At 31.6% G+C, this 18767-nt stretch carries 25 protein-coding genes; 17 read left to right on the top strand and 8 right to left on the bottom strand.

The features are described 5' to 3' along the window. Positions 1 to 486: 486 nt before the first annotated feature. From MOV42_RS13700 to MOV42_RS13690, 3 genes are all read left to right on the top strand, one after another. On the top strand, positions 487 to 1656 hold the full coding sequence (locus MOV42_RS13700; RefSeq protein WP_324171728.1) for an OmpP1/FadL family transporter: 1170 nt from the start codon (positions 487 to 489) through the stop codon (positions 1654 to 1656). An 88-nt stretch (positions 1657 to 1744) separates the two neighbouring features. Continuing rightward, positions 1745 to 2746, top strand: coding sequence for a hypothetical protein (locus MOV42_RS13695; RefSeq protein ID WP_324171727.1), 1002 nt, complete (start codon positions 1745 to 1747; stop codon positions 2744 to 2746). Continuing rightward, positions 2743 to 3588 carry a hypothetical protein gene (locus tag MOV42_RS13690; RefSeq protein WP_324171726.1) on the top strand — a complete coding sequence of 282 codons (846 nt, stop codon included), beginning with the start codon at positions 2743 to 2745 and terminating at the stop codon, positions 3586 to 3588. The genes MOV42_RS13695 and MOV42_RS13690 overlap by 4 nt, the downstream gene beginning before the upstream one ends. A 44-nt stretch (positions 3589 to 3632) precedes the next feature. Here MOV42_RS13690 and purM read toward each other — a convergent pair whose 3' ends face one another. After that, on the bottom strand, positions 3633 to 4628 hold the full coding sequence (gene purM / locus MOV42_RS13685) for a phosphoribosylformylglycinamidine cyclo-ligase (protein WP_324171725.1): 996 nt from the start codon (positions 4626 to 4628) through the stop codon (positions 3633 to 3635). Next, a complete protein-coding gene (locus MOV42_RS13680; RefSeq protein ID WP_324171724.1) occupies positions 4628 to 4825 on the bottom strand; it encodes a DUF2892 domain-containing protein in 198 nt (65 codons plus the stop codon). The genes purM and MOV42_RS13680 overlap by 1 nt, the downstream gene beginning before the upstream one ends. A 278-nt stretch (positions 4826 to 5103) precedes the next feature. Here MOV42_RS13680 and MOV42_RS13675 point away from each other — a divergent pair, with 278 nt between their 5' ends. Then, positions 5104 to 5796, top strand: a complete 693-nt coding sequence (locus MOV42_RS13675) for an IS110 family transposase (RefSeq protein WP_324171723.1) — start codon at positions 5104 to 5106, stop codon at positions 5794 to 5796. A 24-nt stretch (positions 5797 to 5820) separates the two neighbouring features. Here MOV42_RS13675 and MOV42_RS14065 read toward each other — a convergent pair whose 3' ends face one another. Next, a complete protein-coding gene (locus MOV42_RS14065; protein WP_416385452.1) occupies positions 5821 to 6753 on the bottom strand; it encodes an IS256 family transposase, variant Zn-binding type in 933 nt (310 codons plus the stop codon). 148 nt (positions 6754 to 6901) lie between these two features. On the opposite strand from MOV42_RS14065, the gene MOV42_RS13665 reads away from it, so the two are divergent. From MOV42_RS13665 to MOV42_RS13640, 6 genes are all read left to right on the top strand, one after another. Further along, complete coding sequence (locus MOV42_RS13665) at positions 6902 to 7261, top strand: hypothetical protein (protein WP_324171722.1); 360 nt, start codon at positions 6902 to 6904, stop codon at positions 7259 to 7261. 35 nt (positions 7262 to 7296) lie between these two features. Continuing rightward, a complete protein-coding gene (locus tag MOV42_RS13660) occupies positions 7297 to 7845 on the top strand; it encodes a hypothetical protein (protein WP_324171721.1) in 549 nt (182 codons plus the stop codon). A 2-nt stretch (positions 7846 to 7847) separates the two neighbouring features. Continuing rightward, positions 7848 to 8942: a hypothetical protein gene (locus tag MOV42_RS13655; RefSeq protein ID WP_324171720.1), complete on the top strand. Its 1095-nt coding sequence runs from the start codon at positions 7848 to 7850 to the stop codon at positions 8940 to 8942. Beyond that, on the top strand, positions 8942 to 9697 hold the full coding sequence (locus MOV42_RS13650) for a hypothetical protein (RefSeq protein WP_324171719.1): 756 nt from the start codon (positions 8942 to 8944) through the stop codon (positions 9695 to 9697). The genes MOV42_RS13655 and MOV42_RS13650 overlap by 1 nt, the downstream gene beginning before the upstream one ends. Before the next feature lie 91 nt (positions 9698 to 9788). Continuing rightward, complete coding sequence (locus MOV42_RS13645; protein WP_324171718.1) at positions 9789 to 10229, top strand: hypothetical protein; 441 nt, start codon at positions 9789 to 9791, stop codon at positions 10227 to 10229. Positions 10230 to 10238: 9 nt separating this feature from the next. Continuing rightward, the gene (locus tag MOV42_RS13640; protein WP_324171717.1) at positions 10239 to 10595 is read left to right on the top strand and encodes a hypothetical protein; all 357 of its coding nucleotides are present in this window, start codon (positions 10239 to 10241) and stop codon (positions 10593 to 10595) included. Here the strand turns inward: MOV42_RS13640 and MOV42_RS13635 are convergent. After that, positions 10573 to 10821 carry a hypothetical protein gene (locus MOV42_RS13635; protein WP_324171716.1) on the bottom strand — a complete coding sequence of 83 codons (249 nt, stop codon included), beginning with the start codon at positions 10819 to 10821 and terminating at the stop codon, positions 10573 to 10575. The genes MOV42_RS13640 and MOV42_RS13635 overlap by 23 nt on opposite strands. A gap of 613 nt (positions 10822 to 11434) precedes the next feature. Beyond that, positions 11435 to 11686, bottom strand: a complete 252-nt coding sequence (locus MOV42_RS13630; protein WP_324171715.1) for a hypothetical protein — start codon at positions 11684 to 11686, stop codon at positions 11435 to 11437. Between the two features lie 179 nt (positions 11687 to 11865). Between MOV42_RS13630 and MOV42_RS13625 the strand changes: the two genes are divergently transcribed. The 5 genes from MOV42_RS13625 to dapF all read left to right on the top strand — a co-directional run bounded on the left by MOV42_RS13625 (position 11866) and on the right by dapF (position 14835). Beyond that, positions 11866 to 12222, top strand: coding sequence for a hypothetical protein (locus MOV42_RS13625; RefSeq protein WP_324171714.1), 357 nt, complete (start codon positions 11866 to 11868; stop codon positions 12220 to 12222). 2 nt (positions 12223 to 12224) lie between these two features. After that, positions 12225 to 12566: a hypothetical protein gene (locus MOV42_RS13620; protein WP_324171713.1), complete on the top strand. Its 342-nt coding sequence runs from the start codon at positions 12225 to 12227 to the stop codon at positions 12564 to 12566. Between the two features lie 390 nt (positions 12567 to 12956). After that, on the top strand, positions 12957 to 13502 hold the full coding sequence (locus MOV42_RS13615) for a spermidine synthase (protein WP_324171712.1): 546 nt from the start codon (positions 12957 to 12959) through the stop codon (positions 13500 to 13502). Continuing rightward, on the top strand, positions 13502 to 14095 hold the full coding sequence (gene coaE / locus MOV42_RS13610; protein ID WP_324171711.1) for a dephospho-CoA kinase: 594 nt from the start codon (positions 13502 to 13504) through the stop codon (positions 14093 to 14095). The genes MOV42_RS13615 and coaE overlap by 1 nt, the downstream gene beginning before the upstream one ends. Beyond that, positions 14092 to 14835: a diaminopimelate epimerase gene (gene dapF, locus MOV42_RS13605; protein ID WP_324171710.1), complete on the top strand. Its 744-nt coding sequence runs from the start codon at positions 14092 to 14094 to the stop codon at positions 14833 to 14835. The genes coaE and dapF overlap by 4 nt, the downstream gene beginning before the upstream one ends. A gap of 48 nt (positions 14836 to 14883) precedes the next feature. Here dapF and MOV42_RS13600 read toward each other — a convergent pair whose 3' ends face one another. Genes MOV42_RS13600 through rpsT form a run of 3 tightly spaced genes read right to left on the bottom strand, consistent with a single transcriptional unit; the run spans position 14884 to position 16782 of the window. After that, complete coding sequence (locus MOV42_RS13600) at positions 14884 to 15390, bottom strand: ferritin (protein ID WP_321777155.1); 507 nt, start codon at positions 15388 to 15390, stop codon at positions 14884 to 14886. Positions 15391 to 15438: 48 nt separating this feature from the next. Continuing rightward, on the bottom strand, positions 15439 to 16506 hold the full coding sequence (gene prfA, locus MOV42_RS13595) for a peptide chain release factor 1 (protein ID WP_324171709.1): 1068 nt from the start codon (positions 16504 to 16506) through the stop codon (positions 15439 to 15441). 15 nt (positions 16507 to 16521) lie between these two features. Further along, entirely contained in the window at positions 16522 to 16782 is a 261-nt protein-coding gene (gene rpsT, locus MOV42_RS13590) for a 30S ribosomal protein S20 (protein ID WP_321777157.1), read from the bottom strand. Between the two features lie 135 nt (positions 16783 to 16917). Here rpsT and glmM point away from each other — a divergent pair, with 135 nt between their 5' ends. Both glmM and lspA read left to right on the top strand, forming a co-directional pair. Next, the gene (gene glmM / locus MOV42_RS13585) at positions 16918 to 18261 is read left to right on the top strand and encodes a phosphoglucosamine mutase (protein WP_324171708.1); all 1344 of its coding nucleotides are present in this window, start codon (positions 16918 to 16920) and stop codon (positions 18259 to 18261) included. After that, on the top strand, positions 18254 to 18709 hold the full coding sequence (gene lspA / locus MOV42_RS13580) for a signal peptidase II (RefSeq protein ID WP_324171707.1): 456 nt from the start codon (positions 18254 to 18256) through the stop codon (positions 18707 to 18709). Before glmM ends, lspA begins: the two co-directional genes overlap by 8 nt. The last annotated feature ends 58 nt before the right edge of the window (positions 18710 to 18767 follow it).

Raw genomic sequence — 18767 nt, 5'->3', positions numbered from 1 at the left:
ATTTCTTAACTCTTTTTTTTACTTTACTATCATCTTATATAAAATCTTTATTTATTTCCCAGATATTATTCACTTTATCCATATTCACACTTTTTAATCTTTCTATGAAATATGCTCTGTTTACTTCTTTTAGAAACTTCTTTCGTATATATTTGAAAAATGTATGATTTAATTGTGATAATATTGTTACAATTATACACAATGTGAAATTATTATCACAAAATATATTTTTTAAAATTTATCACTAAATTAAATATTTTTATTCAATTTACTACTTATTTTAGCTTATTTGCTATATTTAGAGTTTAAAAAGTACAATTTACTAACTATTAACTCAGTTTAGTATCAATTTCTAAAAAAGTTACAATATAAATATGTTATTTAATAATAAAGTTTAATAAATAATTAAAATAACCTCTCATATAATGACTCCAATCAAGATAATAATTTATCTTAATAATTTATATTTACTCGATAGGAGAGAAAATGAAAAGAACAATTAAATTAGCAGTGGTAGCTACATTAACTTTAGGTGCAACATCAGTATTTGCTACAAATGGTTCAAACTTAATAGGTACTGGCGCTAAAGCTCGTGGTATGGGTGGTACGGCTATTGGTGTTACTCACGGTGCTGAGTCTGGTTTAACAAATGCTGCTTTAATTACTTCAGTAAAAGGTACTGAGATTTCTTTTGGTGGCACTATCTTTATGCCAAATGTTGAAAGAAGTATGCGTGGAAATACTGATAAAAGTACTGCAGATATGAATGTAATTCCTTCTGTGTCTATTGCTAACAAAGCTAATGATAACTTTTATTGGGGTATAGGTATGTGGGGAACTGCTGGCATGGGTGTTGATTATCGAGATGATACAGCTGCAGGAACGTATAATATGGTTACAAATTTACAGCTAATGCAATTTGGTGTACCATTAGCATACACAACGAATAATTTTAGTGTAGGCTTAACGCCATTACTTCAATATGGTTCATTAGATATTGATTATAATAGTCCATCAAATAGACATTCAGGTGTGTCACAAGATTTACAGTTTGGGTATAACTTAGGCCTATCTTATGAAATTTCAAGTGTTACTATTGGTGCTATTTATAAGTCTGAAATTGAAATGGAATATAAAGGTCAACTCACAAGTGCAGGTTCTGACTTTGGTTTAACTCTTAATGATAAATTATCTACACCTGCTGAACTTGGTATTGGTGTTAGTTACAATACGAAAGAACATACAGTAGCTTTAGATTACAAACAAATTAAATGGTCAAGTGCATCTGGTTATGAAGATTTTGCTTGGGATGATCAAAGTGTAATTTCTATTGGTTATGAGTATGCAACAACGAATTGGGCAGCTCGTATTGGTTATAACTATTCAGCAAGTCCAATATCAGAGCAAGATGTTACTAAACCTGGCGGATACTCTAAAAATGCACTTAATCTACTTGGTTTTCCTGCTATTGTAGAGTCTCACATAACTCTTGGTGGTACATATAATGTAAATAAAACAACTTCAATTGATTTAGCCTATACTTATGCTCCTGAAGTTTCAGAAAAATTTGCTGGTGCTGATGGTGGTGGTACATTTGATGTAGAGACTAAACACTCACAAACAGCTCTTAGTCTTGGTCTTAACTACACATTTTAAAATTTTATATGAATTATGATACAATTATCATAATAATAAAGTGATAGCTTTGTGATAAGTATCGCTAACTCCCACTCAAGGAAAAAAAATGTTAATAAAACTTTTAAAAACAACACTTGCGCTTAGTATCGCTGCAACTATTGCATTTGGTGCAGAGGCAGTAAGATTTAATGTAGTAGAGAAAAATGCAGAAAAACAATATAATACTCTAGTAAATGAGAAGATTGAAAGTATTGGTTTTATCTTATCTGACCCTCATGCTAGAATAAACGACGCTTACAAAGTAAAGTATGGTAAAAAAGTTTTAGCAAATGGTAAGCCAAACCCTCAATTTGATTCCAAGTGGGTAGAGCGTTTAGATAATCTTGGTTTTTTCTCTATCGCCAATGATGAAGCGCTTCGTTCGTTACTTTTAAAAGCTCCAGAATTAGGTGGATTTTCACCATTTAACCTGCATGTATATAAAAACAAAAATGAAAATAAAACTTATGTTGGACATATTGTTCCAAGTTTGATGCTTGATATTGTAGGGGTTAAAGATAAGGCTATTAGAAGTGAGTTTGAAGCGATGTTCCCTGCACTTGATGAGTTAGTGCAAAAAGAGATTGGTGGAAAAGTAGAGATAAGTCAATACAGTGCATTACCTGCAAAGAAAATGATGAAATTTGAGATAACTTTTGATAGACCAGCTGATTTGGAAGATTATCTTGATGAATTTCAAGAAGGTTTTGAAGAAGCATTTGAAGAAAAAGAGTATATTATTGCTGGATTTAAGAACTTTAAAGAAGCATATGATGATGCTGATTTAGAGTTTGATAAATATGATGCATATTTTGTTTATTCTTTATGTCATTTCACATATTCTTATAACATGTTTAATAAAGGTCGCCCAGATGCTGGTGCTTTTGCTCCTTGTTCTATGTATATGTATATAGAAAAAGATTCAAACAAGTTAATAATTGGTATGCCAATGCTAAGAACATGGGTTGCTGCTTTAAATATAAAAGATAAAGTAATGGGTAAATCAGTTGATGATTTAGATGCTGAAATTATCCAAATTATGAAAAGCTTGGGAGCTAAAGAGATATGAAAAAACTACTTGCAAGTTTAGTAGTAGTATCGCTTTTTATTTTAACTGGATGTAGTGCATCTGGACCAGAGGCACCAAAAACCGGACTAGAAGGTAAAGAAATTAGTGCTTATCTTCAAGGCTCTTTCATAGATGTTAAAGAAGCCCAGAGTAAACTTAAAAATGCTGGTTTTGAAGTTCTAGCAACTTATAAACCTGTAAAAAAAGGTACGACAATAGTTTTTACAAATGAAGCATTAAAGGCTGAAGCGGCAAAACCAGGTCGTGCTCATGTGGCAGTACTTCGTCTTTTTGTAGATAAAAAAGAAAAAACTATTAGTTTTACAAATCCTGTTTATTTTGGAAAAGCATTTATGCAAGCACAATATAATCATGCTGTTTTTAATGCTCAAAAAGAAGCTATAAATAAAGAATTCGCAGGACTTAAAGGTTCAAAAGACAAACTGAAATTTGATAATTTGAGCGAGTTTCATTTTATGATGGGTATGCCATATTATAAAGATGCAGATGAATTAGGACTTGGAGCAAATGAAGAGTTACTAGCAAAAGCAAAAACCTATAAAAAAGGGAAACTTCTTATATTTGAACTTAAACTTTCTGATCGTACTACACTTTTGGGTTACGATTTAGGAAAAAGAACAAAAAAATTCGTTAAAAAGATAGGTAGAGCAAATGCTACTGTTCTTCCTTATTGTATTTCTATTGAGAATGGGAAAGCTAGTTCCTTAGAAGCTAAATACTATCTAGCTTTGAGTTATCCACTTTTAACTATGGGAGAGTTTATGACCATTGGTTCTGTGCCAGGTGCTATAGTAAAAGACTTAAGAAAGCCTTTTAAGTAGTATTAGGTATTCTATAACCTCGAACTTTTGTTCGAGGCTTTGTATTAAATCATTATAGCTTCGCGTTTACCCTTTTTAACTTCACCGATTAGATAACCATCAGTTTTACTTAAAATAGTATCAACATTTTTATCTTCAACCACAAGTATCATACCAACACCCATATTAAATGCTCTAAACATTTCATCAGCATCTACATGTTGTCCAATTAAATCAAAAATTGGAAGAACTTTTATGGAATCTTTTTTAACTTCTGCCATTAAGCCTTCTGGTAAAACACGAGGAAGATTTTCAACGATTCCACCACCAGTAATATGAGCCATTCCAACTATCTCATTTTTTAACTCTTTGAACATTTTTACATAGATGTTTGTTGGCTCAAGAAGAGTCTCGATAAGAGGTTTACCATTAAAGTCTTCGTTGAAGTCTAGTTTCATTTTATCAAAAAGAACTTTTCTAGCAAGAGAAAAACCGTTTGAATGAAGTCCAGAACTTGGAAGAGCAATGAGTTTGTGTCCTGCACGAACTAAAGAAACTCTATCCATTTCACTTTTTTCAGCTACTCCAACAGCAAAACCTGCTAAATCGTAATCATCCTCAGAGTACATTCCTGGCATCTCTGCTGTTTCTCCACCAATCAAAGCACATTCGCTTCTTATACAACCTTCTGCGATTCCTGCAACAACATTAGTCGCTACATTAACATCTAGTTTACCAGTCGCATAATAGTCAAGGAAAAAAGAAGGAGTACCAAAATTACATAGTAAATCATTAACACACATCGCAACTAAATCAATTCCTACAGTATTATGAATACCGCTATCTATTGCTAGTTTTAGTTTTGTCCCAACTCCATCAGTAGCAGCTAGCATTACAGGTTCTTTAAAACCTTTTGGAAGCTCAAATGCACCAGCAAAACTTCCGATGCCACCCAAAACACCTGGAATTTTTGTAGATTTTACTAGAGGTTTGATGTTTTCTACAAAACTATTTCCAGCATCTATATCAACACCTGCATCTTTATAAGAGATTTGTGACATTAGTTACTTCCTTGATTTGGTAAATCGCACTTTTTAGAGATAATGCAAAGTGGACAAAAATTAAGTATGCCAGCAAGAAGAGGAATAGCACCAAGAAAAAACCAAGCGCTCCCTGTAATTACACCAGTAACAATCAAAGCAGAGCCTAAAAAAATACGAAAAACTCTACAAAACTTTCTTATTTTGTTAAAATCCATCTAAAACCTTTATCTTAAATATTTCGCAATTATATCTCTTATAATGCAAATAAGCAAATAAGGGAGCTACAAGGTATCCAAATAATTAAAATTTATATAATTTCTTTAAATTTTAACTTTTTCTTTCGTTATTTGTCTTAAAATATTCTTAGTACCTGAAATTATATCTAGTCTATATGACTGAAATTTAGTATAGGTCAAGTTTTGTAATGCTGTATAAGAATAATAGGTCTTGTACCTGAATAAGAGAATAGTTAATAAAACTAAAGGATTTAATTATGTTAAATAAAGATAACATAACGCTTGTCGGCGTTGATATTGCAAAAAGTAAATTTGATATTTGTATCTATAATGGCAATTTTTCAAGTTGCAAGTACGAATCCTATTCTAATGATTTAGAAGGTTTTTATAATTTTTTCTCTTTGCTTAATTCTATTAATAATTTACAAGACATTCGTATAGGTTTAGAAGCTACAAGCAACTACATGTATCCACTCCAAAAGTATTTAGACTTACATAGCGTAAGGCACATTTTAATCAATCCCAAACAATTACATCATTATATTAAATATAAAAATTATCAATCAAAAACTGACAAACTAGATAGCTACTACATAGCTGACTATATATCAATTTTAAAAGATGATTCTTTCAATTCTAGTCACTCAAAAACAAAGGCACTTTATAAGTCTTACAATAATTACATCAAACTAGTAATAAAAACAGAAGTCCATATTAAAGGTCTATCCGACTCGATGGTCGATAACGATTTCATATCTCCAACCTTAAAAACTGAAATATTAAAATTCAATGAGCATTTAGCTAAAACTAAAAAGAAGATATTAGCTGAACTTCTTGTAACTATTAAAATAAGTATGCCCGAATATGAGCATATAAAATCTGATTTAGTCGGCGTCGCTGATAAAACTTTACTGGCTGTTCTTCCCTTAATCTATGAGATTTCGATTTAAAGTAAATTTTTTTAGGCTGAATAATTATTTTTTCTTATAGTTTAATAAATAATCATCAACCATTTTTAACTTCAAGCTTTTGCTTAATCCTCTGTGGATTTTAATGAGTATTTTCAATGGAGAAAAAGTTCCACCATCGAGAGTATTTGTTGTGTTTGGAATCTTGAAATTTTTATATTTATTTCTTGTAAAAAGATATGAAAGATTAGCTCTTAAACTTCTATATGCAGCTCTAACTTTTTGATGAGTGTAATATGATTTACCAGTATCATTATTGATACTTTTTTCTTCTATAAAATTTTTATATGTTTCATACCATTCATCAAGCTTTTTAGTAAATTTTTTTTCATTAGTTTGAGTGAGTCGATACATGATTTTCTTCAAATCTTTTCCAGCTTGTAGTCTTGGTCTTTTAGTTATATATCTTCTCACAGTCTTTGCCTGATGGAAGTGACACATTTGTAGTGGAAAGTCTTTAAAAACCTTTTGTAAGCCTCTTTTGCCATCTATTGTGACTGATAGAACTGTATAGCCAAGCTCTAAAAGTTGATTGAGTAATAGTTTATAGTCAGCTGATAGTTCACTTTGAATATGTTTGGATAAAAGTATCTCTTTGGTAATGTCATCTTTAAAAACTAGCGTTCCAAGTTTATCTTTGCGTTTGCCATAAAAAGTAGCATCACAGATAAGAACTATCGCTCTAGGTTTATGATATTTTATATTTGGTTCATATTCAAATATTTGCTTCTGAATCCATCGAGAACTTTTCTTATATTCCTCTGCTAAATCACTTAGTGTTTGTCTCTTATAAATATACTTTTTAAAAATAATTTCTTGTAATTTATCTGGTCGTCTTTTTGATGAAAAATAACTATTACAACTTGAGCATTTATATCTCTGAATTCCACCTAATTCACCATTTTTTTTAGTCTTTTTTGATGTACAGTGTGGACAGATTTTTGCATTTTTTTACAGCTCATTGTAAATAAAACCTTTTTAACCATTACTATACAGTAGTTTCAAGCACTTTTCAGCCTAAAAAATTTTACTTTAAATCGTTAATACTGATGGTTCTAAAAAGGTCTCTGGTCGCTCAATCGAAATAGTGGGTGAACATCAAAGTTTTAATGAAGTTATTGTCTTCGCTCTTCCAATTCCTAATGTCCCTGAATATAATTATTCTTTTTTAGTTTCCATAAACATGCATGAATATTCTACAGTTAAAAAAGATAATGTTCCTTTTCATTTGAGTTCTGATAACTTTACTGTTTCTGTAAAAAAAGATGGTTCCGTTTCTGCTGATTCTAAAGAACACATTATGACTTTTGATTTATCTAACAGAGTTCTTTATTTCAAAACTAATAAAGATGTCAGCGGTATTAAAAGTATTTCTTGGTTCATTTCCATAAGCAATTTTAATGCTGTATTTTTAGATGATTTTGATAAAACATTGAAATTCTATTAAGCTATAATGTTAAAAATTAAAATAAAGGTTTAAACATGAAAAAATATGTTGAAGATGGATACAGTAAAGATTATGTGGAAGGGGATGACTCCTCTTCTTCTACTTCTACGAATTGTGATTTAACTGCCGTTTTAAAAGAGTTGTCTTCTTTAAAGGCTCAAAATATTGCTCTAAACACTAAGCTAGATAATATAGTATCTGCAATAGATATTAATAAAACTTTAATGAATAAAAGTAACATTTTAAGTTTGTCTATCAACGAAAAAGTAGTTAATATTGATTCCAAAAATAATGATTTAGTAACCAAAGACTATATATCTTCTAAAGTCCCTTTTGTAAATGATACGAGTATAGCTATTTACCCTAACGGTACTAAAGTTTTTTGTGAAATTACTCACGGCATTTTTGAGGTAGTAAGTTCTAAATTCCTACCTAATGGCGATTGGAATTATACAGTCGTTTACACTCTTAAAAAAGAAATTGATGGTAAGCCAGTATATTCAGATTTTGCAAGTTCTTATGTCCGTGAGGTTAATCCTGATGAGTGGATTCATGTTGACGAATGTCCTGACAGTGGTACTTGATTATGGGTGCTTTACAAAAACCAAATAATAATCCCGTTCAGTCTAGTAAAAAGTTACAGCAACTTTTCGATAAATCAGTTGAATCAAGAAACTCTAAATATGACCCTTTATCTCGTTCTCTAAAAAACAGTAGTAAATCATTCAAAAGTGTATCTTCATCAAGCAGCCTTTTTAATCCTTTTGGTGTTGCTACTACTGGCTTAGTTGTTCTTAGTCAGTTGCTAACCGAAAAAGGTCTCTCTGCATATAAAACTCTTGCCGAAAAGAATCCAAATGCTTTTAAAAAAGGTACAGAACTTTATAATTATGGTATGGAATTTCAAGCTGAACAGAAGAAATCTTTAGAAGCTACTAAAAAAATTGTGCCTTCTGCTACAACTCCTAAACTTATCGTTACATCTCCTACACCTATTGACAGCGGAGATACCTTACTAAGTGTATTAAAAGACTCAACCCTTGTTAATACCTCCATAGCTAGGCAATTAGAAGCAAATAACGGTATAGTTTTAAATAGTGGAAACGAATTAGCAAGTGCCTTAAAGCAAATGAGTGATAATTTTACAAAACAATCACAAACCAATATAGCTTATAGCGAATTACAATCTCAAAACTTTAACAATTTAACTAAAGAGATAAGGCTAGTATCTTTAAGAGTTGCTGAAATATCATCTTTAATGAAAACTAGTCAAAGTATAAATACAGCTTATAACGAGGTAAATCTCTCTAACTCTGATAGACTAGATACAACTTTGCAAAACATTGCTTCAAAAATTGCAACTGTTTCAACTTTTTTACAGAACGGAATACAAGTCCAAAAGACTCAAGACGAGTTGAATCTAACTTCTAAGAAGTTAGCGCACATAACTTTTGAAACTACTGAAATTCAATTGGATAATTTAGGCGATAATATCCCTAGAGTTACACCTCAAAAGATGAGAGCATTAAAAGATGTTGCAGTAGCAAAAAAGAATAGTGACGAGAATACTTTTGACTTAGATGAGAATGAATATGACGATTGGTTTACTATGCCAGATCTAGCAAGTATTTTTAATTATAACTATAAAAGTGCTAGAACTATTGAGGGGGTAAATTCATAATGGCACTCTCACAAATCGGTCAAAACGGTGTAGAAGAGTTTGCCGAAACCATCTTCTATGGTATAGCTTATGAAGAGGCTAGAGGTAAGCTGTCAGAGTTTACAAATAGTGTAGATAATAAGTTACTACAAGAAGCTTTAGCAGGTGCAGGCGGAATAATCGTTAGCGGTATTATGTTTCAGCTCATGAGAACACAAGAAGGTTTTATAGACTCTGTATTCGCTAAGTCTAAACTCTTGATATTGGGTTTATTAGGTAGTGGTCATTTATCAAAATTCAAAAATAAGACATTAGGTAAATTAAAAGGTGTAAAACTTTTTAAAAAACTAAAACTTTTTGGTGGTTCTCAATCTGATAGAATAGCTACTGCTAATTTAGTGTCTCAACAAACAAGTCAACACTTTCAAGCTGATAGTGGAACAAGCGATGATTTGTTAAGACTAAATACTACAACAGCTGTTAAAGCGTCTATGGTTGAGAAAGAAAAACTAAACCATTCTGTAGCTAAAAGTATGACCCAAAATTTCAATGAAACGCTTATGCTAAAAATGGCTACTAAAACTTTTAATTCTAAAGATAAAACTATGCTTAAAAAAATATTAGGTCGTGATTCTTCTGCTAAGTTAGATATAGAAGATATGAACAAAGTTGCTGATTTTATGTTTACAAAAGATGAAAGCGGAAACATGACAGGTCTTAGTGAGCAATTATTTAGCATAATTAATGGCTTAGGCTATTTACATAATAAGGTTTAAAAAATGACTATTCCTACAACTTGTGAAGAGAACGCAATGCTACAAACTAGAATTTTACTTGCAATAGCTAAACTTCTTGGAATCAAAGAAAGTGATATATAGTATGGTTTGTTGTTGTAATTTTTATTATGTTCATGATTTTAGTTACAGTCATGCTCTCAAGCTTCAATATGTCGATGGTGTCTTTTCTTTTTTTCATCCTCATAATTTTTATAATATTGCTATTGTTAATTTGCGTTCAACTCCTATTAATTATGTTCCTTCTCCTTCTAATGTTTTTCTTTTTTTAAATGATAATATTTTTGAAACCATTTCTGGTTATTATCATGAGAAATATTCTTCTGCTGACCTTAATAATCTTCTTATTAGTGATTCTGTCAGGCTTTATGTTACCTATTTTAGAGGAGATGTTTATGTGGAAATTCATCATTCTTCTATAATTTTTAAACATCGCAAGAAATTTAAAGTTACGCCTCAAGATATTCAGAAACTTATAAGTAGAGTATTCGGTAGTAACTTTAAATTAAAATAAGGATAATCTGTGCCAAACTACAAGATACAACTAAAACAAGGTAAAAGAACTATTGTTGCTCATGGAGAGTTTAAAAATCTTCAAGCAGTTAAAACTCATTATAAAACTATTTCAACTATGAAGGTTAGTGAGATATTAAAAGTAGAATACGAGGATAAAACTACTCCTCCAATTGATGATTATAACTATATGAGTCAATTCAAGGCTTTTGTTAAAAATGAAGACACTAGAAAGTCAAGACAGGTTATCTTTAATAATTTAAAAGTTACTCTTTCAGATTCTCAACTCTATGATAGTATAAAACAAAACATGGAAATTCAAGGTTTAAGAGTTGATTCTATTACTACAGTCCTTTATAAAAAATAGGATTTTGTAGTAAGAAATTTTTTATTGAGCTTATGTCTTTCCAAATTTTAGTTATAAAATTATATATTTTATTATGTAATGATTTTAATCTACTTTGATTATCTTGTTTTCTTATTATAGTTGAAGTTTTTATAAAACCTATTAGTTCATTTTTGTAATTTACAATACCTTGAATCATAAAATAAAACAATCTAGGTCTTTCTAAAATAATTGATGATGTCTTCATAATAAAACCCTCTCTTTATATATGTTATATTATACCTAAATTAAGCTTAAAACCCCCTAAAATAGGGGTTTTCTAGTATTATAAGAAAAAAAAATACACTTTAATTACTCATTTTATAAAGAGCCTTTCAAAGACATAAAAGCTTTTTCCTTACCATAACAAGTGCCTTAATTCTCTAAAGAGAATGCCTCCGAATCTTCATCTTGATAGCTATTTTTTACACTTAAACCTTAGGTTCCAAACTTGACAAGCGGTTCCACTTCAAGTGGCTCTGCCACTTGCTTTAAAGCCAGCTTCGTTTGTTCATTTTGGCTTAATGTTTTCAAGTGTTAAAATTTAGCATGAAAGTTAAGTTCGGTGGTACTCTCTTTTAACAATGCCTTTGAAAGCTGATTCTGATTCCCTCTTAAGCCATACACACCAGCAAAGCTTTTTTTCTTTTACTTTTTTTTGCAAAAAAAGTGATACATACTTCGGGAGGCGTAGCTGTATGAGTCTTTTGACTTTATTTGCGTTAATCTTACTAATGTATTAAATCATGTTTGAGCTACCATAGCTTGGAGCATTCGCTCCACCTAAACCGCAAAGAGAACGCTAAGGATATTTATTATTTTTAAAAGTTGAACATACAGAGGTTTTTAAGTTGTTTTTTTAATAGCCCATCTCTTGCCATTATATGAGTCGTTGTATAATCTATTAGTTCAAAAGTATGCTTATTTCTACATCTGATTTTCCATCTTCTGTTAATTCTCCTCAACCCTGTTCTTTCGTGACAAATAAAACATTTTAGTTGACTCCTATACCCTTCTACGCTATCTAGTTCAAACCCTTCTTTAAATATTTTTAAAAACTCTTTTTTTCTCATAATAAACCTTCTTTTTGATTAAAACATACTATTAAAAAATATTAATAAAAAAAAGTGTCAAGTAGTACCATCCAATAAGCCCTATATTAGGTACTTCCATTAAAACAAACTTGACACTTTACAATTAACTTAAATTAAATAACAATTCATTGTTTCAAAATTAAAACAAAAGGATTCAAATGCCATTAATTACACAAACAATTAAGGGTCGAAGTGTGAACAGAGTTGCAATTCTTGCCTCTGAAGCTGATTTAACAGATGTACTTGCTTTATTAGAAGGTGAAGTAACTCAATATAAAGAGGAGGGAACTGCGGGAACTTCTGAACCGTATCCTTATTCAAAAAATACAAAAAAATTCTCTGTGCGTAAAGATGAAAATAGTGTATCTGTTACAATCCGCCATTGCAAAGCTTCTGTAGGTACCCGTGCTATTAGGGCTGCAGCGATAGGTAAACTAGACTGCGATTGGGAAACTGCGATTAAAGCTGAAAAGCTTAATCTATTTTATGATTCATCAAAAAATGGAGGTAACTAATTATGGGTAAGTCTATGGTAACACAAAAACTGGGAGAAAGAACTATTACTAATTATTTTCCTGCTGGTCATGCTGACGCTCTATCATTCGCTGAAGCTGTAATGGATGGAGAGTTGACAGTCTATTCTCAAACTACTCCAGTTGGAAGCGACCAAGCAGATGAAAGTTTTGCTGTAAATGTTATGATTCAACAAAATTCAGATAATAGAAAAACATATTTGAAATTCGTCCTTAAAGCAACTAAAGATGAGATAGATTTATTCCCTGCTCTCCAAGGTAAAACTTTCAATGGTATCAAGGCTGATAAGGTAGTTGTAGTTTCATCAAGATTGCAAGCACATTAGGTAGTTTATGAATATGGAGTTTATAGTAGAATTAGGCGGTTTAATTGTTATATTACTTAGTAATATTATACTTCTAACTATCTTCATATCTAAACAAAACAGTCGTATTGAAGTCTGTGAGAATGAAATCAAGGTTTTATTCACTAACGACAGACTTCATTCCGAAGAGTTAAAAACTCTAAATAAAATTGAGGGACAGCTAGAACTCTTAATCAAACACTTTATGGGCAAATAACTTTATAAAGTGTTACCTTTCTACTCACAAAACCCAAATTAAAGTAAACTTACTACATTCTTATTGTTTTAAACATAGAATACTATATTAAGTAAAATTAATCCTAATATGATAAAATCGCGGTAAATTATTGGTATAAAATAAGGAAATATGAAATGAAAGAATTTATTTACCCAGAAATGATGGTGCATGTACCAGTATGTACTAGCAAAAACCCACAAAATATTTTAATCATTAGTGATAATGCGAGCAGATTAGAAGCAGAGATGAAAAAACATGATGAAATTAACTATAAAGTTATACCTTGTAGTATCGATACTTTGAGAGATGAAGTAGATGCTAGCGTTGATGTAGTTATTTGTGAAAAGTATGATGATAGTGCTATTTTAGCTCATATTAGCCGTGTTTTAAAAGAAGATGGACAGTTAAGTATCTCGCATCCTTCTTTAAGAGAAGTAGAGCAAAATAAAGCTTTAATGGAAATTCTTGGAAAGTACTTTAAAGTAGTAATGCCTTATAATTTATATAATGGTTATAGCGCACTTCTTGCATCTAAAGAATATCATCCAACAGCAGATATAAATCTTCATCGTGCTGAGATGCTAGATGATTTGAATTTTTACAACTGTGATGTTCATATCGCTTCATTTGCTATGGGTAACTATATCCGTAAAGAATATTTAGGAAGCATAAAAAACTAATGGCTTTTAAATATGCTATCGCACTTACTGGAGGAATTGCAACTGGAAAAAGTACAGTTGCATCTCTGCTTGCACTAAATGGTATGAGAGTTATAGATGCTGATACTATTTCGCATAAAATACTAGATGCTTCGCATCTTTGGGTAAAAGAAACTTTTGGTGAAGAGTTTATAGATGGTATAAAAGTTAATCGTGAAAAACTCGGTGGTTTAGTTTTTTCAAATGAAGAAAAGAAGAAACTTCTAGAAGGATATTTGCATCCAAAAATTCGTGATGAGATAGAACAGCTTAGTGTAAAACAAGATAGTTTTAAATTTCCTTATCTCATAGACATTCCACTTTTTTTCGAAAAAGGTGCTTATGATATAAAAGAGAGTGTTGTTGTTTATACTCCCGCTGATGTTCAGTTGCAAAGATTTATGAAGAGAAATGCTTACCCAGAAGAAGAATCTTTAAAACGCATAGCTTCTCAGATGCCAATAGATGAAAAAAAAGACAGAGCAACTTGGGTTATAGATAACTCTAAAAACTTAAAACATCTTCAACAAGAGGTAGAAGACTTTGTTGAAAAAATTAAAGGTATTTATCTATGAAATGTTCAAAATATAGTGCAAATGGAAATGATTTTGTAATCTTTCATAGTGATATAAAAAAAGATAGAACAGCTTTAGCAAAAGAGATATGTCATAGACAAAATGGTATCGGCGCAGATGGTTTGATAGTTGTAGTGCCAAATGACAAATATGACTTTGAGTGGCAATTTTATAATTCAGATGGAAGCAGTGCTGAGATGTGTGGAAATGGCTCCAGAGCTTGTGCGCATTATGCTTATGAAAACAAGTTAGCATCTAAGGAGATGAGCTTCTTAACTGAGGCGGGTGTTATAAAGGCTAGCGTAGATGCAAATATGGTCTTAAGTGAACTAACTCCCCCTGAAATCTTAGACAAAGGTATAGAGATTAATGAAAAATCTTGGTGGTTGATAGATACTGGAGTTCCTCATTTGGTGAGTTTTACATCAAATATAGAAGAGTTTAACTTAGATGAAGCAAGAGAGCTTCGCTACAAATACAACGCAAATGTAAATATAGCTTATATAGACGGTAATAATCTAAGGGTTAGAACTTATGAACGCGGTGTTGAAGATGAAACTTTAGCTTGTGGAACTGGAATGGCAGCTTGTTTTTACAGGGCAGTAAAAGAAAGTTTAGTGAGTGATTCGATAGAAGTTTACCCTAAAAGTGGAGAAACTTTATATCTTGGAATGAATGAGAAAACTATTACTTTTAAGGGTGAAGTTAAAAATACTTTTAATACCCATTGGAGTATATAAAGAGAGAAGCTAAAAGAGTTGTATAGCTCTTTTAGCACTTCAAATATCTTATAATTTTGCTTCTGGTGCTGCTCTTTGTGCAAGTTCATTATCAACCATAAGCAGTCCATAACCACTATTTTTCACTAACTTAATTTTAGAGATTATTTCTTCTACTGATGCTTCTTCTTCAACTTGCTCATTGACAAACCATTGCAATAGGTTGTATGTTGCATGGTCTTTTACTTTAAGTGCTTTATCACTTAAGTTATTTAAGTTTTTTGTCATAAACTTTTCATGATCAAGGCTTTGTTGAAAAATTTCTAAAATTGTTCCAAATTTTCTTGGTGGCTTATCAATCTGCTCTAGATTAACATGTACCCCTTGTTCTGTTAAATAGTTATAGATTTTTGTTGCGTGCATATGTTCTTCTTCATATTGCATTTTAAACCAGTTCGCAGCACCGTTAAAATCAATATGGTTACAATATGCTGACATAGATAGATATAAATAAGCTGAGTAAAATTCACGATTAAGTTGTAGGGAAAGGGCTTTTGTCATTTTTTTTGATATCATAATATCTCCTTTAAAGAGATATTATAGACAAAAGGAAATTAAATATAATTAAAGTCCAGCAGCCTCAACAATTTTTGCTTGATTATCAGTTATAAGAGGTTCTACAACTTCATCTAAAAGACCACCATTCATAATCTCGTTTAATCTATAAAGAGTTAAATTTATTCTATGGTCACTCATACGGTTTTGAGGATAGTTGTAAGTACGAATACGCCCACTTCTATCTCCCGTTCCAACTTGTGCTGCTCTCTCGGCTGCATTTTCAGATTGTTGTGCTTGCATCTCTAGGTCATAAAGTCTAGCTTTAAGAACTTTCATAGCTTTTTCGCGGTTTTTGTGTTGAGATTTTTGGTCTTGGTTGGTTACTACTAAGCCTGTTGGTAAGTGAGTAATCCTAACAGCAGAATCTGTTGTATTAACAGACTGACCACCACAACCAGATGAACGCATAACATCTATTTTTAAATCTTTATCTTCGATTATGACTTCAACATCATCAACTTCAGGCATTACAGCTACTGTTATTGCTGAGGTGTGAACACGACCTTGAGATTCAGTGGAAGGAACTCTTTGAACGCGATGAGTTCCTCCTTCATACTTCAACCGACTATAAACCTGCTCTCCTTTTATGAGGGCAGTAACTTCTTTAAAGCCACCTGAATCAGAGGGAGATGTGCTAATAAGCTCTATCTTCCAGTTCCGTAATTCTGCATAGCGAGTATAAGCATCAAACAGATCTCCAACAAAAATAGCAGCTTCATCACCACCAGCACCAGCACGAAGCTCAACAATGATATTTCTATCATCATTTGGGTCTTTTGGCAGAAGTAGAACTTTAATATCTTCTTCTATTCTAGGAAGTTGAGGTTCTAACTCTTTAAGCTCTTCTTTTGCCATATCTATCATCTCTGAGTCACTTAGCATCTCTTTAGATTCAGCAATTTGCTCAATTACAGATTTATACTCTTTGGCTTTTTCAACGATGGGTAAAAGATTTGATTGTTCTTTTGAGAGTTCTGTCATTTTTTTGATGTCAGAAGTTATGTCAGGTGAACTTAGCAGTCTGCTAAGTTCATCATAGCGGTTGATAAACGGGGTAAGTTTATCGGCAAGCATTAAGTTATGCTCTGATTATATAGCGTTAACGGCTTTGTGAAGACGACTAACTTTTCTAGCAGCAGTTTCTTTTTTTAAGATACCTTTGCTTACAAATTTATGAATTTGTTTGTTTGCAACTTGAAATGCTGTTGCAGCTTCTTCTTTGTTCCCTGCTTCGATAGCAGTAGTAACATCTTTAACAATATTTTTAAGACGAGTTCTGTAGAAACGATTTCTTTCTGTTTTTTTAATCGTTTGACGAATTCTCTTTATTGATGACTTGTGATTTGCCATGTAATGAGTCCTTCTCATGAAATTTAAGTGCGAAATAATAGCTTAAAGATAATTAAAATTAAGTTAAAGACAAGGTGAATTGCAAAAGTTTATCTATTTCGCTAAAATATGGAACTTTAAAAATTGGAAACTATTATGAATAAATTATTTGGAACAGATGGAGTTAGAGGAGAAGCAGGCTCTTTTTTAACAGCGTCTATGGCAATGAAAGTGGCGATGGCAGCGGGAATTTACTTTAAAGCCCACTCAAGAACAAACAAAATTTTAATAGGTAAAGATACGAGAAGAAGTGGTTATATGATAGAAAATGCGATTGTAAGTGGTTTAACTGCAATTGGTTATGATGTAATCGAAATAGGTCCGATGCCAACACCTGCGATAGCATTTATAACACAAAACATGCGATGCGATGCAGGAATAATGATAAGTGCATCTCATAATTCATATGAAGATAATGGAATAAAATTTTTTGATGGACAGGGAGATAAACTATCTCACAGTGTTGAACGCGAGATTGAAGAAATTTATGCTGATGATGAAAGACTTCAAGAAGCTCAAGTTCGTGCCAAAAAAATTGGAAAAGCAAAAAGAATCGATGATGTTATAGGTAGATATATAGTTCAACTTAAAAATTCTTTTCCTAGAGAGTTGTCGCTTCAAGGTATGAGAATAGTTCTTGATACTGCAAATGGAGCAGGTTATATAGTAGGACCAACTGTTTTAGAAGAATTGGGTGCTGATGTTATAGTTCTTCATAATAAACCAGATGGATTTAACATAAACGAAGGTTGCGGAGCACTTCACACAAAAGACTTACAAGATAGCGTTGTTAAATACAGAGCAGACTTAGGGATAGCTTTAGATGGAGATGCTGATAGGCTTGTTGTTGTTGATGAAAATGGTGAGATAGTTGATGGTGACCATTTATTAGGTGCATTGGGTGTTTATATGAATGATACAGGCGTTTTGAAGGGAGAAGGCATAGTGTCAACAGTTATGAGTAACCAAGGACTAGAAGACTACATGACTTCAAAAAATTTAAAACTTTTTCGTTCAGATGTTGGAGATAAAAATGTTTTAGAAATAATGAAAAAAAAGAGCATTAACTTTGGTGGTGAACAAAGCGGTCATGTAATCATAAGTGATTTCGCAAAAACAGGAGATGGGTTAGTAAGCGCACTTCAAGTTCTAGCTCTTTTAATCAACACAAATACTAAAGCATCTGAGGTTCTTCGTCCATTTAAACTTTATCCTCAAAAACTAGTAAATATAAATATAAAAGCTAAAAAGCCACTTGAAAAAATTGAGGGTCTAGATGCTAAACTTAAAAATTTAGATGATAAACATATTCGTCATCTCATAAGATACTCAGGGACTGAAAACAAGCTACGAGTTTTACTAGAATGTATAGATGCTAAAATAATGGAAAAAGAGATGGATACGATGATAGAGTTTTTTCAAAAAGCTTTAAATGGATAAAACAACTCTAAGGCTTAGCGCCATTATGTTTTTTACAATGGCGGGTATTTTTATAATAGATCAAAATATTAAGATGCTTTTTGTAGACGGTTTTCGTTACTATACAGAGTGTATAGACTTGATTTTGGTTTATAACAGAGGTGTTGCTTTTTCAATGCTTTCTTTTTTAGATGAATGGTTAAAGTATATACAGCTTGTTATGGTTTTTGGAATTTTAATTTATATTGTAACTCTTAAAAAAGTTTGTTTTGCTTTTCCAGCGGGACTAATGCTTGGTGGAGCTTTTTCAAACATTTATGATAGGTTTATCCACGGCGGCGTAGTAGATATGGTTTACTGGCACTGCGGATTCAACTTTGCTGTATTTAACTTTGCTGATGTTATGATAGATGTAGCAGTGGTGTGTTTTTTGGTTTTGAATTTTAAGCCGAAGTTTTGTAAAAGCTAACTAAAAGCAGATTTTAGGTATTATTGCCTAATGAGATATAGTTAAAAAAATAACTAAA

The sequence above is a fragment of the Sulfurimonas sp. genome, assembly GCF_029027405.1.
Taxonomy (GTDB): Bacteria; Campylobacterota; Campylobacteria; order Campylobacterales; family Sulfurimonadaceae; genus Sulfurimonas.
The sequence above is the reverse complement of the archived record's forward strand: the minus strand, read 5'-3'. Positions and strand labels throughout refer to the sequence as shown.

What these genes read in the sequence shown, in the direction of transcription:
- MOV42_RS13695 (WP_324171727.1), top strand. Translation starts at nt 1,745, where the DNA reads ATGTTAATAAAACTTTTAAAAACAACACTTGCGCTTAGTATCGCTGCA.
- purM (WP_324171725.1), bottom strand. Translation starts at nt 4,628, where the DNA reads ATGTCACAAATCTCTTATAAAGATGCAGGTGTTGATATAGATGCTGGA.
- MOV42_RS13625 (WP_324171714.1), top strand. Translation starts at nt 11,866, where the DNA reads ATGCCATTAATTACACAAACAATTAAGGGTCGAAGTGTGAACAGAGTT.
- MOV42_RS13630 (WP_324171715.1), bottom strand. Translation starts at nt 11,686, where the DNA reads ATGAGAAAAAAAGAGTTTTTAAAAATATTTAAAGAAGGGTTTGAACTA.
- glmM (WP_324171708.1), top strand. Translation starts at nt 16,918, where the DNA reads ATGAATAAATTATTTGGAACAGATGGAGTTAGAGGAGAAGCAGGCTCT.
- MOV42_RS13650 (WP_324171719.1), top strand. Translation starts at nt 8,942, where the DNA reads ATGGCACTCTCACAAATCGGTCAAAACGGTGTAGAAGAGTTTGCCGAA.
- MOV42_RS13635 (WP_324171716.1), bottom strand. Translation starts at nt 10,821, where the DNA reads ATGAAGACATCATCAATTATTTTAGAAAGACCTAGATTGTTTTATTTT.
- lspA (WP_324171707.1), top strand. Translation starts at nt 18,254, where the DNA reads ATGGATAAAACAACTCTAAGGCTTAGCGCCATTATGTTTTTTACAATG.
- MOV42_RS13700 (WP_324171728.1), top strand. Translation starts at nt 487, where the DNA reads ATGAAAAGAACAATTAAATTAGCAGTGGTAGCTACATTAACTTTAGGT.
- coaE (WP_324171711.1), top strand. Translation starts at nt 13,502, where the DNA reads ATGGCTTTTAAATATGCTATCGCACTTACTGGAGGAATTGCAACTGGA.
- MOV42_RS13615 (WP_324171712.1), top strand. Translation starts at nt 12,957, where the DNA reads ATGAAAGAATTTATTTACCCAGAAATGATGGTGCATGTACCAGTATGT.
- prfA (WP_324171709.1), bottom strand. Translation starts at nt 16,506, where the DNA reads ATGCTTGCCGATAAACTTACCCCGTTTATCAACCGCTATGATGAACTT.
- MOV42_RS13690 (WP_324171726.1), top strand. Translation starts at nt 2,743, where the DNA reads ATGAAAAAACTACTTGCAAGTTTAGTAGTAGTATCGCTTTTTATTTTA.
- MOV42_RS13660 (WP_324171721.1), top strand. Translation starts at nt 7,297, where the DNA reads ATGAAAAAATATGTTGAAGATGGATACAGTAAAGATTATGTGGAAGGG.
- dapF (WP_324171710.1), top strand. Translation starts at nt 14,092, where the DNA reads ATGAAATGTTCAAAATATAGTGCAAATGGAAATGATTTTGTAATCTTT.
- rpsT (WP_321777157.1), bottom strand. Translation starts at nt 16,782, where the DNA reads ATGGCAAATCACAAGTCATCAATAAAGAGAATTCGTCAAACGATTAAA.
- MOV42_RS13655 (WP_324171720.1), top strand. Translation starts at nt 7,848, where the DNA reads ATGGGTGCTTTACAAAAACCAAATAATAATCCCGTTCAGTCTAGTAAA.
- MOV42_RS13620 (WP_324171713.1), top strand. Translation starts at nt 12,225, where the DNA reads ATGGGTAAGTCTATGGTAACACAAAAACTGGGAGAAAGAACTATTACT.
- MOV42_RS13675 (WP_324171723.1), top strand. Translation starts at nt 5,104, where the DNA reads ATGTTAAATAAAGATAACATAACGCTTGTCGGCGTTGATATTGCAAAA.
- MOV42_RS13680 (WP_324171724.1), bottom strand. Translation starts at nt 4,825, where the DNA reads ATGGATTTTAACAAAATAAGAAAGTTTTGTAGAGTTTTTCGTATTTTT.
- MOV42_RS13600 (WP_321777155.1), bottom strand. Translation starts at nt 15,390, where the DNA reads ATGATATCAAAAAAAATGACAAAAGCCCTTTCCCTACAACTTAATCGT.